Here is a 13933-nt window from a genome sequence, read left to right on the forward strand (position 1 = left end):
GCCATGAAGGTTGGCGAGACGTCTGATGTAGGAACGGGGATTTCGTGCCGGGCGGGAGGCACGGGATCGGGAAGACGGCGCAGGAGCATCAGGCCGCGTGCCTCCGACGGGTGGTGCGCTTGGCAGGGGTGGTGCGTTTCTCGGACTGTTCGGCGGCGTAGTCGACCGGCACGAGCGTGAGGAGTTCTTCGGTGATGCGTTCACTGCCGTCCTCGATGGCGAGGACCGCCGCGCCGCGGATGAGCTGGGACAGGCTGCCGATCATGCTGCCGGTGCGGTGGAAGAGGAACTCGCTCAGCCCGGTGAGCGTTCCCGGGCGGTGCTCGCGCAGCCGGAGCATGGACTCCAGGGTGCCCACCAGCGCTCGCCACTCCTCCTGCTCCATCGCGGTCGCATGGGAGAACGGCGTGGCCGGGACGACGACGAACCGTCCTGCGATCTGACGCCCCCGGGTGCCGGCGAACAGCCCCGCCGATTCGATGTCGATGCCCGCGTAGGCGAACGTGGCGGCAGGCGTTCGGCGAAGTACTTCAGCTGGTCGGAGGCTTCGGCGCCGGACCGGGTGGCCAGGTTGAGGTTGTGCAGCTCGTCGACGAGAACCAGGTCGACGTGGACATGGGCGGCGGTCGCGCAGACTGCGTCCACAATATCGGTGACATTCGCCCGGCTGGGGAAGGCCAGCCCGAAGAACCGGGCGAACTCCATCGCCAGCATCTTCGGGGTCGCTGCGGGCGGAACGGTGACGTAGACGACCGGCAGCCGGTTCACGTCGCGGGGATACCGCTTGCGGACGGCCAGTTCATGGGCTCGGCCCAACTGGGTCAGGGCAGTCGTCTTACCGGTGCCGGAGGAACCGGAGAGGAACACGCCGCGACGGGCGGAGATCTGGTTGCGGTTGAGCTGGATCAGCAGCCGCGAGGTGGCGACGACCTTGCGGATGGTCGGGGTGTTCACCATCGGCAGGTCCGCGTGGTACTCCCGGAGACGCTCCTGCTCGCGCACGCGCTCGCGCGGGGTCAGTGCCGTCCATTCGGCCGCCGTCAGCAACCGGGGCGGGATCGGCTCGTGCCCGACGAAACGGCCCCACCCTTCCTTTGTGATCAGCGGATTGTCCGGCGGCGCCGAATCGCCACCATCGAGCTCCTGGGTACCGGCCGGGGAGGTCGTCTTACGCTTGCTCATATCCATCTTTCAGCTTCGGCATGGGCGTCGAAGACGCCGAAATCCGCCACCGGCACCGGAGACAATGCCTCAGGCTCCGGTTCGGGCTCCGTCTCGGTCTCGGGCGCCGTGGCCTGCGCACGGACGGCGGCAGCGACGCGGGTGCGTCCAGCCACCTTGGCCGACCGGGTGTCTGGGCCGTGCTCGCCGCGGGTGAGCAGCTCGTCCAGAACGCGTGCGACCGCGGCCTCATTGGTGTCGTCCAGTCCGGCCTCGGCGGCCAGGCGGCGGGCATGCTGCCAGGTGAAGTCGGCGAACGGCCCGTTCACCAGCGGCAGGTGCACCCAGGGGACCGTGATCCAGCCCTGTTGCGTGCGTACGAACACCTGCGACAGGTCGTAGGGGTCGTAGTGCACCTCCCACAGCCCGCGTTTGGCGGTGATGCCGGAGTGCTGACGCCGGTACGGCCCCAGCTCGGCGCAGTCGTAGGTGCGGTAGCTGATCCGGATGCCGTAGTCGTTGACCGCCCGCCAGGCCACCGGCAACAACTCCAGGTAGTCCTCACCGCGCAGCACGAGCGGCAGGTAGCCGCAGGCCGCGACCAGCGAGGCGTACTTGTCGTTCGGCGACACCGACTTCTTCGGACGGAACGGATCGCGCAGACTGTCGTGCGGTCTGGCCTGCCACCCGGCCAGGATCCACTCGTCCAACAGTTCCTGAAGGTCAGGGATCGTCCACACCGCCCGCTCCTCGACCCGATCGCCGCGACGCGAGACGTTCGGGCCCGTGTAGCCGGCCAGATGCTGCACGAACAATGTGTTGATCGCCGAGAACGTCGCCTCCACGATCGCCTTGTCGGTCGGCGTGCGCGGACGAGCCCGCTGCACCGAGATCCCGAGCCGGTCACAGGCCCGGATGAACGTGTCGGAGATGAACACCTTCCCGCCGTCGATGACGACCGTGTCCGGCACGATCACCGGTCGCGCGGCGGCCTGCTCCATCCGCGTATCCACGTCCAGCAGCCGCCGGTGCGGCATCCGCGACGCCGCCATCCGCAACGAACCCGACCAGCCCGGCCGCATCGGCTCCGGCACCAGCATCCGCGCCAGCAGCAGCGAGGCGTCCACCGCCTTGGTGCCCACTGGTCGCAGCACCGCCGCGCAGATCGTCCGCGTCGCGACATCGACCGCGATCGTCAGATCCGCGCGGACCGTCAGCCCGGAGTCGAGTACCACCATCACATCCAGCGAGGTGGAGTCGATCTGTACTTGTTCGCCCGGCCTGTCCGCGAACGTCGGGGTGAACGGACCCTGCGGGCGGTTCGCGGTCTGCCTGCGCGTGACCGCCGAGCCGAAGGTGTGTCGGCCAGTGGAGAGCGCGTCGATGAGCTTGTAGAAGGTGTTCTTGCTCGGAAGCGGCACCACCCCCTCACCGTGCGTGGCCTCCACCATCTTGACCACCCGGCGGATCAGCCTCGGCCGCGTCCCCGTCGAAGCGGACGTCTCCGCGTCCAGAGCCTCCCGGATCGCCGCCACCAGACGGGCATCCGCGCGTCCCGTCGCCTCCGACATCCGCACGGCCCGCTGGTCGACCAGCCCCCACGACCCCTGCTGGGCGTAGCGCGCCCGCCGGCCCTGCACCGTACGCAGGCTCATCCCCAGCTCGTCCGCCTTCGCCTGTGCCCGCTCCACCAGCGACCACGACGCCGGGTCGTACTCGGGCCGCGGGAACGTGCCCGGCTCGGCACCGGGCGGCAGCCCCGTCTCGACCTCCACGACATGGCGCTCCCACTCGCGTGCCGCATCCCGCACCGGATCCGGCAACGACGCCAGCAGCCCAGGCGGCTCCAGCCCGGGCAGCGGCTCCGTCCCGGTGACCGAGAAGTCCGGCGCCGCCATCAGGAACGAGGCCAGCACCACAGACTCGGTCCCGTCTTCCGAGCGAAGCCGTACCGACGTCCCGGCCAAGGCGACGACCTGGTGGTCGCCCCCGTCATAGGCGATCCAGTCACCCGGCCGCAGCACGGAGACATCACGTCCCGCCATCACAGATCCCTCCCCAACGAGACAACCGATTCCACGTGCAGCGGCACGGACACGTCCACCACCAGCTCGTGCGTCCACAGCAGATGGAACAACACCGGCAGCACCGCGACCGGATCTCCGACCAGCAAGGCGGCGGCCGACGCCATCGCGGATGTTTCGGAGCTGATGGACCAAAAGAACATCGATCCCCTCAGCCGGGGAAAGCTGGGGGCCAAGGTGCTGAACTCCCAGGACAAGGACAAGCTTGCGGAGAACTTGCCGAGGCGAACACCACCAAGCGCGTGGCGCAGACCGAGGCGGCAGACGGCAGCACGGTGTACTCGTCGGTCGGCGAGGAGGCCAAACTGACGAAGCTCCCGGACGGCCTGGGCGGCGAGATCGACCTCTCTGGGATCCCGGACGCCGACGTGGCCTACCGCGGCAAGGACGGCAAGGTCCATGTCGCGGAGGTCAAGAACCGAGGAAACGCGACAACTCAGGCATCTCTGCCTGCCCAGGCAGAACGGTTGGGCAACTGGCAGAAGGCGGCGCCGGGCCGTGTGGCCCGCTACGAAATCGCCACCACCAAGGACTGGCAGAAGATCTTCGACAAGTTCCAGTACAAGAAGCAGACCAAGTCTCAGAAGGCCGCAAACGAGCCGAAGGTACGCCCCGACGGTACGCCCGCGTCGGAGATGGCCAAGCACGGCGTGGGAGCGCGCATCGCCGGCCAGGACGTGTCCCCCGCGCAGCTGAAGGCGATGGACGACGCCTGGAACGCCAAAAGCGATACCGAAAAGTACGAGGCCATCCACTCCGGCAAGATGAAGGACCCGAAGACAGCGATGCAGTACTTGGGGGTCTCATGACCGACGATCAGCAGGCTGCCGAGATCCTCGGGGAGCTGGCGGCAGCGATGGCCGATGCTCCGCCGAGCACCGAGGGCTACTGGACCTCCGAAGAGTTGCACGGACTCTACGAGCGTTTTGAGAGGGAGCCTGACCTTCCGCTTACTGACGGGCAGCGGCGGCTCTTCATCGCCCACCGTGCCCGTAGGGCGGCTTCGTCCCGCATCCGTGGTCTGCTGTCTTCTCTGAAGGAAGCCGCCGAGCGCGGCCGAGTGACGGCCACCGCTGAGGCAGCCGTTCTTGCCGAGGCGTGTGTGCGCGCCGGACTCGCGGCGCACGACGCGATCAGCCTCCTGTTCCAACTGGGTGTGCCGTACGGCGAGCAGGCGCTGGCACGACTGGTGCCTGACACGCGTGTGAACGAGGGAGATCGACGCTGGGGCCGCTGGTGGCTGAGGCGTCTACGTGAGCCGAAGTATCAGGCGATGGCTGGCCGTCCTGTCGGGGACGAGGAGCTGTTGCTGCCAGAGGTGGTTCGAGACCTGACCTTCGGTTGGCATGGTGGCTGGGAGATCGAGGAGGAACCGAAGCAGGAGCGCTTCGCTCAAGCCCGCGCTGTTCTCGAAGCCCTTCTGCCCAGCATGAGGCTGCCGTTTCCGGAGCCCGTTCCCGAGTGGGAGGGGGACTGGGACGAGGATGAGGATGAGCGCCCCGATTGGCTGGAGATCCGTATGGTTCTGCGAGATCTGATGCCTGATACCAGGCTCGTCACCCGAGAGCGCATGGCCGAGGGCTGGTATGAGTGCAAGCAGCTGGGGCTGGATGTGCAAGACGAAGGGCCTGAAGAGTTCAGCGACCGGTGGGCCGCGCGCATCGGTGCCTGGACCGCGGAAGCAATTCTCTCCTGGCTTTGGCAAGAGGACCACTTCGCCCCCTGGGCCCTGGACCTCGCCACGCGCTACATCGACCGGAACGTCGCCGTGGCCGAAGCGACACGCTTGCTGTCCGAGGCGGCGCAGGGCAACGCTTGAAGTCGTGACAGTGCGGCTCGTTATCTGGGGGGCATGACGTACGACGAGGATCACGCGGAGACTCAGGAGGACCGCACAGCTGCGCTCCTCGGAGAGTTGGAGGCGGCGATCTCACCATGGACTTCGTCAGCGACCCGGTCGGCTGCGTATGGGACCGGGTCAACTCGCCCGGAGAACGCCGGCTCGGCCACGCGCAAGGCGGACTTCGCCGATCAGGTCGAGAGGCTCAAGAAGTGGGCGGGCAAGGAGCCGGGCACCGGAAGCGCGAGGAATTCCGAGCGTCCGCCTCCGCCCTCAGCTTGCCCGGCGCCGACTCGCCCCCCAGCGCCCGCCGGATGGTGGCGATCACCGTCGCGGGGGAGTGGAACACCTCCTCCGCGGTGAACCGCAGCACGATCCGCACCTCGGAAAGCGGCCGACGTCGCGACGGTGGTCTTCGCGCCGCCCGTGATACGCGTAGCCCTCGAGCTCGACGCCGACACCCTCCGTTCAAGAAGCTGGCCGAGGTCGGTGAATCCTTCGACAAGGCAGCGGACGCGGCCAAGCAGCAGGCCCAGGACGCTCGCAAGCAGGCCGACGAGGCCGACAAGGCCGCCGACGAGGCGGAGAACAAGAACGCCAGCAATAAGCCGGCCACCGAGTGGCAGGCCACAGACGATGTTCCCGGTCCGGCGGCTGGGAAGAAGCTGAGGTTCCCCGACAAGCGGCACACCGTAGCGGAGCGGGCAGCGGTCAGGTCAAGGAACGCAACACCGTCATCCTCCGAGGTAACGAGGATCTGGTCCGCGCGGACATCGAGGCAATAGCGAAGGGGCGTGCCAAGCTGCTGCCGGACAAGAACACGTACGAGATCAACGGACGGACGTATCGAGTAGAGGACACCGGAACCGTCTTTCCGGTCTCCCGCCCTGCCTTGGTCGACATGGACCGCATTGAATACGCTGCTCTGAAGGAGATCGTGCGGAACAAGGGTGATCTCAGCAAATCGCAGCAACTGCAGCGCGATCCGAAGTTCGTCAAGAATCCGGACAAGGTCGCGAAGGCCAAGCCGGTATATGACGGGACGTACAAGTGATCGCGAATCTTTTCACCGTCGCGGAATCAGAGCCGTCGCGGCTCCGCGGGGCGCTGGCTCATTTGCTGTCCGTGACGCGCGAAGCGGTCGACGTCGCTGACACGGACGGTGAACAGGAAGCGCGTCGCTGGGACTCACCTGTTCTGTGCACGTACCGCGTGCTGCCGCCCGGTGACCTGGCGCTGGAGCTCGACATCTACGTCGACGACGAGACGGCGGGAGCTCTCAGTGAGGCGGACTTGGCACAAGGGCTCGCGGTCCGTACGACGACCTCGGTCCTCTACCCCTCGATGGACATCGACCTGGACTCCGCATACTGGGTCGCGGTGCCGGATGGACGAGTCGTGAGATGCCGACTGGAGGCGATCGACTCCGACGAGGACACGAGATACCGGGTCGACGCGGTGGAGGAGAAGGTGCCCGATCTCCCTCGCGCGAAGGTGGAGTGGCTCCCCGAAGCTCTCGAATACGAGCCTATGGGGACGCCTCTCTCCGATGCCTTCCTGGCCACGTATCCGACGGACACGGCGGCGAGCGTCGAAGGGCGTGTCCACTACAGCCTGCGCGTGTGGGAGAGGCTGGTGCGCCGGTTGGAGTCCGACTGGAGCCCTTCTGGCCGGTACCGGGAAGACCTCTTCCGGCGTGATCTGGAGGCCCGGGACACTTTGGCGCGTCTCGTGCGCGAGGTCGACGACGTATACGCCGGCGGCCTGCGATCCTCTGTGACGCGATTGGACGGCATCTTCCGTGCATGCACCGAACCCGGGAATGAGGAGAAGACCGAGCGCTGGTGGTGGTGTCGGCGTCCAAGGAGTGTTCCATGGTGAGCCCACGAGGACGAGAAGGAGCGCGGCACGTCCTTGGAGGTCTCGGCCGACGGACACTGGGAGATGACAGTCGACCTTCTGGACCTGCAATTGGGGCGGGACGACGAGGCGTGGGGGTGTCTCTTCAACTTCGGCGGGACGGAGGGTGCAGATCATTCCTCGTCCGAGATATCTACTGGGGCTCCACGCTCAGGGAAGAGAGCTCTGACAGGCTACACACTCCGGACGTCAAAGAGGGCTGACCACGACATGCAATCACGGGCCCAATGAAGGTGCCGGAGTTCGGAGAAGGGCTCCCACGGCGCGTGTCCAGTGCCGACTCTATCCAATGCGGCCGCTGAGTGCCCTAGTGGCTGGTCCTTGACCCCGACCCCGGCCACTTCGCAGACTCAGCCCTCGAGCTTGCTGGGCGCGCAAACGGAGGGCGACTCGTGGATACCTACCTGCTGCCCGCCGCCATGCGCGAGCTGCCACCGCCCTGGCACGATCTGACATACCGCAGGTCTCAGGCTCTGGAGGAACTTGCCCCTACGGAGGAGGACCGTGAGCAGGCTCGGTACGTGCTGCGCGCGTGCCTGCCCGACCGACGGCAGAGTGTGCACGACTGGGACGAGGAACTACGGGACTCCTACGACGACCGCGATGACCACACCTTGGACGAGGCAGACGCCTGGCTGACCCGAACCATGCCGACTACCTCCCAGGTCACTCGGGAGCGAGTGGTGCAGGTGGTCGGAGCCTGGGCTGACATGGGCATCCCCACGGTGCCTGAGCAACCGACTGAACATCGGGTCGACAGGGTGGCGGCGGAATGGGCCGCCTCGGTGCGCCAGGCGCTGGCGTACGACGCCTTCGCTTTCATCGAGCGTGCAACCACCGCCGGATTGCCGGACGATGCGGAGGCTGAAGACGCCGCGCTGCTCGCAGCAGCGTTCGTGCGGGTCGGCGTGGCGGTCGAGGCGGCGGTGCGCATGCTTGTCTCGCTGGGCCGTCCGCGCGGCGAACAGGCCCTGCGGGAGCTCGTAAACGACGACGAGGTCCGGGACGTCCGCCCCTATGTGCGTTCCCGGCTTCTCGGGCTGCGCCGTTCGGTGTACGAGGTTCGGGCCCGGGAAGTCACCCCCGACGAGGAGCCGCTGCTGCCCGAAGGGCTGCAGGGCCTTCCCCATTCCTGGCAGAACGACTTCGGCTGGGGCGCGGCCGCGCCGGATTCCCACAGTCTCGTGCAGGCGCGTTCAGCACTGGAGGCGTGTCTGACTGTCGAGCCGGTGCCGGATGACGCGCAGATGTGGAGTGACGCTCTGGCGGACTGCAGTGCCATCGCCGAGGTGGTGCGCGCCCTGATGCCGTACCCACGGCTGGTCACTCGCGAGCGAATGAGGGAGGCGTGGCGCGAGTGCCAGTCGTTGGGCTTCGAATTTCACGGCATGGACGCCGAGGCCTTCGCCAACGTCTGGTGTACGAAGATCGCTGAACGGGTCACCGCAGCCGTCTTCCGCTGGCTCGCTGACCTCCCGCAAGGCGGCGGAACGGCAGGCGAAGAGGAACCGGCTGTTCTGTCGGCGACGGCCCTCTGGGCTGCGGAGCTCGCCGAGCGGTGCGCCCGGTGCGGCAACGCGGTGCAGGAGGCCATCTGGTTCCTCCACCGCACGGATGACGTGCCGGACAGCCGTGAAGCCCTGGCGCGACTGGCCTTCGACCCGAGCCTGCCGGTCACTACGAGGAACGCCGCGCAGGAGTGGGCGCCATGACGCCCTACACCCGGTGCTGACCGCAGAAGGTGCACGACGGGGCGTACAAGGATCGGTAACGCTCTTCAGCGGCTCCTCCGGGTGATGCCGGCGGTAACCGTGACTCCTCCACGGTTCGCGGAAGACGCTCCCGACGAGGGCACGGTGCAAGTGCTCGGCGAACTCGCGGTCCGGGTCTGCCCTTCACCCCCTCCGCAGAGGTCTACGTGTCGCTGCGCTAGGGGGAATCCGCCCTGCGCGTGATCTGAACGACGGCCACCCGCGTCACACGAATCACCCCTGGCGGCTGCCTGCGACACCAGGCGCGCGAGCCGGGCGGCGGGACGCGCATGTGGGCCGTGCTTCCGCACCACGGCGCTCGGGCCTACGCACGCGGCGGCGGCGTACTCGAGCGACAAGTCCCGCCATTTGGGCCCCGTTTTGGGGCCACGGGCCCATCCCGTCCCGCCGGCCCCTTCCTACCCTCGGGCCGTGTCGTAGAGCGAAGGTGGGGGGACATGGCCTCGATCGGGGGAGCGCCGGAGTTCGGGGCCGGGGGGCCGTCGGGGCCTGGCGGGCGGAGGGACATGCCGCGCTCGCTCGCGACGGCGCTGGTCCTCGTCCACACCCTCTTCGCGGTCACGGTCGTCGGCGGCCTCGGCCTCCTGCTCACCGCGGCCTCGTACGACGCCCTGGACGGCGGCGTGCTCGCCCTGACGGCCTACGCCGCCGCCCCAGGAGCAGTCGGCTGGTGGTTGGCCCGGCGTACCTGGGAGGGCGGAGCCAGGATCAGGGGTGGGCTGATCGCCGTACAGATCTGGCTGATCCTCGGCTCGATATCCAGCATCACCGACGGATCACCGCGCGGCTACACCCAGCTCTTCCTCCCCGCGTTGATCCTCTACTTCCTCACCCGCGGGGACAGCCGCGACTGGTACCGCCTCCCCGAGTCGGCCAGGGCCGAACGCCGCCCCTTCTCCCTGGCCCGGATGATCCGCTGGCGCCGGGACGAGGGCCAGACGGCGGTGGAGTACACGGGACTGGTGGCCGTGGTCGCGGCGATCATCGTCGCTCTGCTGGTCAGCGGCCTGGGGACGCAGATATCCACCGGCATTCAGTCGGCGGTGTGCAAGGTCACGGGCACGGGGTGCCCGGCGGAAACAGGAAACGGCGGCGAGGAGGTTCAGGCCGGCGACGGCGCGGACGGGACCGACGGTGACGGCGCAGCCGGCCAGGGCCAGGGCGGCCAGGGCCAGGGCGGCCAGGGCCAGAGCGGTCGGGGCCAGGGCGGTCAGGCCGAGGCCGGCCAAGGCGCCGAGGACGGCGGATCCGCTGACGGCGGCACCGGGAGCGGCGGCACAGACAACGGCGCTACCGGGAACGACGGCGCCGGCGGAAACGGGCCTGGCGGAGCCGATTCCGCAGGCCAGGACACCCCCGGGTCCGGCTCGGGCGGCCAAGTCGGCGGGGAGGGCGTAGAGAACGGCTCCGCCTCGCAGGGCCGCGAGGACACCAGCGTCTCGTACCCCGAGGAGACCGACGAGGAGAAGAACGACGCAGCTGAGGACGAGCCCGGATGGGAAGAGGACGAGCAGGCCGCTGGGGACAGCGGTGACGAAGGCGGCGACGACGGCTGCACCTCCGGCGTCGGGGCCTTCTTCGGCTGTGTGGGGGACCAGTTCAAGCAGGTGGGGCAGGGCCTGTTCGTCGACGGCATCTGGGGTGACGTCACCGGCATCTGGGACACGGTCACCAACCCGGGTGAGGCGTGGGAGGGCCTGAAGGACTACGGCAGTTCTCTGGGCGACCAGTGGTCCGAGGACGCCAAGGACGCGGGCGAGAAGTGGGAGAACGGCGACTACCTCGACGCGCTCACCGACTGGGGCGGCGCGTCGTGGAACACGGGTGTCAAGGTCCTGGACGACACGTTCGTGGGCGACGAGGTCCGCGACCAGTGGAACAACGGCGAGAAGACCCGTGCGGTCACCAACGTCGCCTGGAACGTCGGCTCGCTCTTCATCCCCGGCTACGGCGAAGCCAAGATCGTTCAGAAACTTGGCAAACTCGGCAAGCTGGGCAAACTCGGCAAGTTCACCGAGAACGCCGCGAAGGCGGCGGAGGACGCCAAGAAGGCGGCCAAGGCCGGTGACGCCGACGCCGCCGCGAAGGCGGCGAAGGAGGCCGACGAGGCGGCGGACGCAGCCGAGGAGAGGGCGAGGAAATCCGGCTGCACCATTGCTTCCGCTCCCGGCCGCCGTGTCCCGTACGGCGACGTCCCGGGTCTGACCGGGTCCGCCGGCGGCGGCACCACGGTCCTCGCCGCCGGCGGGTCCCGCTCCCCCTATGTCGTGCTGGCCGAAGGCGGCTGCGACGAAGAGGCCAGGAAACAGGCGGAGGAAGCCCGCAAGCAGGCCGAGGCGGCCCAGAAGGCCGAGAAGGAGGCCAAGAAGGAAGAAAGCCGCAAGAAGGTCGCCAAGTGGAAGAAGCCGTCCTGGTACAACGACCTGAAGAACCCGCGGAAGGGCTCCAAGGACGGCGGCGACGGCCAGTGGAAGGCCAAGAAGGCGGTGGCGTACTGGCCGAAGACAGAGGTGTGGATGCGCTACCAGGAGCAGGTCTCCAAGGTGAAGCGCGGCAAGGAGTACGCCGTCAAGGACCCGAAGACCGGCAGGGATGTCGACTTCGACGGCTGGGACTCGTCACGGCAGACTTACGTCGAGGCGAAGTTCGGCTACGGCGACAAGGTGCGGGCGGACGGCACGCTCGAACCCGCTCAGGCGAACAAGTTCGTCGAGCAGGCGCGGCGGCAACTGAGTGCGGCGAACGGGAAGCCGGTCGAGTGGAACTTCTCCAACGAGGCGGTGGCCGAGGCGGCGGAGGAAGCCTTCGACGAAGCTGGTATCGAGGTGGTCGTCAAGCACACGCCGTGGGAGAAGTGAGAGGCAGGAGTGCGGATCGTGAGTGCAGTGACGGTTGCTGTGCACTGGTGGGTCAGGCCCGAGACACCGCAGCAGCAGGCGGAACGCTGGCTGGATCTCCTCGCTCGACTGACGGAACTCTCCGACGGCGAGCTGACGGAGTGGCGTTGGGACGTGGACGATGACGCCCCCGGCCCGCTGGTGCCCCGGAGCTCGGGGGAGTTCGCGACGGCGCTCCAGGCGGCAAACACGCATGACGACGCCGACATCATCGGTTGGACAGCCCACGTGGTCGGACGCCGCCAGGACGGTGGCTACGTCCAGGTGTGGATCTCGGCGGGCGGCACGAACGAGCACAGTCCGTTCTTCGCGATCGTGAAACTCTTCCCTGGGCCCGGGGCACCGGAACCTCCGCTCGCGGGCCGTGTCGCCGAGACGCTCGCCGCGCTCGCGGGGGCCTGGGACCCGGACACCGGCCTTGCCTACAATCGTGAGCTGTTCAAGATCGTAAAGGCGACCTACGGCCTGCCGGCCTCCGCGCCCCGCTGTGGCTGGTCGGTCCACCTCTCCGAGAACCGCGCCGCGCGCGTCCCCGGCGACTTCGTGGCCCGGCGGCTGCCCACCGAGCACGGCGGCATCGTCCTGGACCTTGCGGCGAACCCCGGCGAGACTCCGGCCACCGAAACAGTCCTCGCAGCCCACAGGACCCTCGCCGAGAGCGGCGCCCTGGAACCCATGCCCGTACCGGCGACGGTCGCCAAGCTGTGATGAGAACCAGCGCGACGGCGATGTGTCCATGATCATCGCGACTGTCGTCAGTGACGGCCCGATCGCCGAGCAGGAGGCAGCGGTGAACGACGAAAGATCGAGTGCCCTTCAGTGAGCGTGCAGCAGTACATCGCCCGAATCGACGAACTCCTGGCCCGCCCCCTGACCGGCGGCGACACCTACCACCTCGTGACCCTGCGCGAGAGCCGCGACTTCGCTCCGCCGAACGACGACTGGGACGAACTCGTGCGGATCAGCGAGGAGTTCGAGGGAGAGCTGAAAGACCTGGCAGCGGCGTTGGACGCCCGGTGGGGTCCGCACGCGTCCATGTCCATGGAGGAATACGCCTACGCCTTCCTGGACCCGGACGACGACGAACTCCCGCCCTTCTTCCGGGAACTGTGCGATTGCGGATACTTCGGCGACCTCCTGTACTGGCGGGTCGGCGACCGGCTGGTCGCTGCGAGCGTCGGCCATGAGGACAAAGAGGAGCCGGTAGTGCTGTTCGCCGGGGTAACCGGTTCCGCGGACGGGTTCCCCGAAGACGCCCAGTGATCGGGAACCTCTTCACCGTCGCGGAGCTGGACCCGGAGAGTCTGCGAGGAGCCCTGGCGGACGTGCTGGCACTGCCGGACCGGGGCGGCTACCTGGCCGACGCGGACGGAGACCAGAGAAGCTCCGTCCTCCACTCGCCGGAACCCGGCCTGTCGAGCGCCTACTGGGTCGCTGTGCCTGACGGACGCTCCGTCAGATGCCGTCTGGAGCGGTCGGTAGCGATGAGGACACGGCTTGCCGCGTGGACGCACGCGGCTGGGGAAGAACAGCGACGGGGTCTGGCAGACCACGCGTATCGTTGCCCGAAGTGAAGCGGAGCGCGCTCGGAGGCCTCGGGGTCCAACGCGGATGGCCCGAATCGGTGAACGGCACGCAATAGGGCAAGGCTGACCAGACTCCACGGTGTGGAGTGACCAGGAAGGCACGTCGGAGCACAGCACACGGGGGAACACCATGGCCGGGACGGAAGCACGCGTACTGGGCAGAACCGGAGTCGTACTCGCCGCACTGATCGTCCTGACGGCGGCGGCCGGCTGCGGAAGCGGCTCGGACGAGCCCGCGAAGGCGTCGTCCGCACCCGGTGAGCGGCCGTCAAAGGCCGATCCCCCGAGACGACCCGAGCCCACGCCCAAGCCCTCGGTATCGGTTGCGGACGGCCATGACATCACCGCCTGCGCGGACGGCAACTGCGAGATCGCGGTCTCCGAGCCGGTGAAGATCCCCTTCAAGGGTCCGCGCGGCCCGGCCACCCTGTCCGTCACCGAGGTCGGCCCGAACACCGTCGCGTACACGGTGAAGTCGGGCAACGGCCAGTCCAAGGGCAGCGTGAGCGGCCCGGGGCAGGGCTGCATCACCGTCCTCCGCAGCAACGGCAGCGGAAACTCGTGCGGTGGCCTCGGAGACGCCGCGCGGCCGAGTCCCCAGCCGGACGCGGTGGTGATCCAGGCGGCGGCAGGGGAGGACGGTACGGCTGTCCTCCAGCTCGTGTCGGACTGA

At 68.2% G+C, this 13933-nt stretch carries 13 protein-coding genes; 9 read left to right on the forward strand and 4 right to left on the reverse strand.

Features of this window, described 5'->3' with window-relative positions:
• Positions 1 to 88 precede the first annotated feature (88 nt).
• The 4 genes from GTY47_RS41385 to GTY47_RS31845 are packed head-to-tail and all read right to left on the reverse strand — an operon-like array spanning position 89 to position 3352.
• Complete coding sequence (locus GTY47_RS41385) at positions 89 to 340, reverse strand: hypothetical protein (RefSeq protein ID WP_231911124.1); 252 nt, start codon at positions 338 to 340, stop codon at positions 89 to 91.
• On the reverse strand, positions 295 to 1182 hold the full coding sequence (locus GTY47_RS31835) for an AAA family ATPase (RefSeq protein WP_231911123.1): 888 nt from the start codon (positions 1180 to 1182) through the stop codon (positions 295 to 297). Before GTY47_RS31835 ends, GTY47_RS41385 begins: the two co-directional genes overlap by 46 nt.
• Positions 1179 to 3206 (reverse strand): Mu transposase C-terminal domain-containing protein, encoded by a 2028-nt coding sequence (locus tag GTY47_RS31840; protein WP_010045817.1) that lies wholly within the window; start codon positions 3204 to 3206, stop codon positions 1179 to 1181. Before GTY47_RS31840 ends, GTY47_RS31835 begins: the two co-directional genes overlap by 4 nt.
• A complete protein-coding gene (locus GTY47_RS31845) occupies positions 3206 to 3352 on the reverse strand; it encodes a hypothetical protein (protein ID WP_173937215.1) in 147 nt (48 codons plus the stop codon). Before GTY47_RS31845 ends, GTY47_RS31840 begins: the two co-directional genes overlap by 1 nt.
• A 135-nt stretch (positions 3353 to 3487) precedes the next feature.
• On the opposite strand from GTY47_RS31845, the gene GTY47_RS31850 reads away from it, so the two are divergent.
• The 9 genes from GTY47_RS31850 to GTY47_RS31890 all read left to right on the forward strand — a co-directional run bounded on the left by GTY47_RS31850 (position 3488) and on the right by GTY47_RS31890 (position 13933).
• On the forward strand, positions 3488 to 4054 hold the full coding sequence (locus GTY47_RS31850; protein WP_010045821.1) for a hypothetical protein: 567 nt from the start codon (positions 3488 to 3490) through the stop codon (positions 4052 to 4054).
• Complete coding sequence (locus GTY47_RS31855; protein ID WP_010045823.1) at positions 4051 to 5064, forward strand: hypothetical protein; 1014 nt, start codon at positions 4051 to 4053, stop codon at positions 5062 to 5064. Before GTY47_RS31850 ends, GTY47_RS31855 begins: the two co-directional genes overlap by 4 nt.
• Positions 5065 to 5704: 640 nt before the next feature.
• Positions 5705 to 6139: a hypothetical protein gene (locus GTY47_RS31860; RefSeq protein ID WP_158688456.1), complete on the forward strand. Its 435-nt coding sequence runs from the start codon at positions 5705 to 5707 to the stop codon at positions 6137 to 6139.
• Positions 6136 to 6966: a hypothetical protein gene (locus GTY47_RS31865; RefSeq protein WP_010045826.1), complete on the forward strand. Its 831-nt coding sequence runs from the start codon at positions 6136 to 6138 to the stop codon at positions 6964 to 6966. Before GTY47_RS31860 ends, GTY47_RS31865 begins: the two co-directional genes overlap by 4 nt.
• A 431-nt stretch (positions 6967 to 7397) precedes the next feature.
• Positions 7398 to 8717, forward strand: a complete 1320-nt coding sequence (locus tag GTY47_RS31870) for a hypothetical protein (protein WP_010045828.1) — start codon at positions 7398 to 7400, stop codon at positions 8715 to 8717.
• A 566-nt stretch (positions 8718 to 9283) separates the two neighbouring features.
• Entirely contained in the window at positions 9284 to 11635 is a 2352-nt protein-coding gene (locus GTY47_RS31875) for a Tox-REase-5 domain-containing protein (protein WP_010045829.1), read from the forward strand.
• Between the two features lie 18 nt (positions 11636 to 11653).
• Positions 11654 to 12382 carry a hypothetical protein gene (locus GTY47_RS31880; protein ID WP_231911122.1) on the forward strand — a complete coding sequence of 243 codons (729 nt, stop codon included), beginning with the start codon at positions 11654 to 11656 and terminating at the stop codon, positions 12380 to 12382.
• A 111-nt stretch (positions 12383 to 12493) separates the two neighbouring features.
• Positions 12494 to 12937, forward strand: a complete 444-nt coding sequence (locus GTY47_RS31885) for a hypothetical protein (RefSeq protein ID WP_010045831.1) — start codon at positions 12494 to 12496, stop codon at positions 12935 to 12937.
• A gap of 453 nt (positions 12938 to 13390) precedes the next feature.
• Positions 13391 to 13933, forward strand: a complete 543-nt coding sequence (locus GTY47_RS31890) for a hypothetical protein (RefSeq protein WP_010045836.1) — start codon at positions 13391 to 13393, stop codon at positions 13931 to 13933.

This window comes from Streptomyces sp. SID5464, from assembly GCF_009862985.1.
GTDB lineage: Bacteria > Actinomycetota > Actinomycetes > Streptomycetales > Streptomycetaceae > Streptomyces > Streptomyces chartreusis_D.

Excerpts from the sequence above, each read along its gene's own strand:
- GTY47_RS31855 (WP_010045823.1), top strand. The coding sequence starts at position 4,051 with ATGACCGACGATCAGCAGGCTGCCGAGATCCTCGGGGAGCTGGCGGCA.
- GTY47_RS31835 (WP_231911123.1), bottom strand. The coding sequence starts at position 1,182 with ATGAGCAAGCGTAAGACGACCTCCCCGGCCGGTACCCAGGAGCTCGAT.
- GTY47_RS31845 (WP_173937215.1), bottom strand. The coding sequence starts at position 3,352 with ATGGCGTCGGCCGCCGCCTTGCTGGTCGGAGATCCGGTCGCGGTGCTG.
- GTY47_RS31890 (WP_010045836.1), top strand. The coding sequence starts at position 13,391 with ATGGCCGGGACGGAAGCACGCGTACTGGGCAGAACCGGAGTCGTACTC.
- GTY47_RS31840 (WP_010045817.1), bottom strand. The coding sequence starts at position 3,206 with ATGGCGGGACGTGATGTCTCCGTGCTGCGGCCGGGTGACTGGATCGCC.
- GTY47_RS31875 (WP_010045829.1), top strand. The coding sequence starts at position 9,284 with ATGCCGCGCTCGCTCGCGACGGCGCTGGTCCTCGTCCACACCCTCTTC.
- GTY47_RS41385 (WP_231911124.1), bottom strand. The coding sequence starts at position 340 with ATGCTCCGGCTGCGCGAGCACCGCCCGGGAACGCTCACCGGGCTGAGC.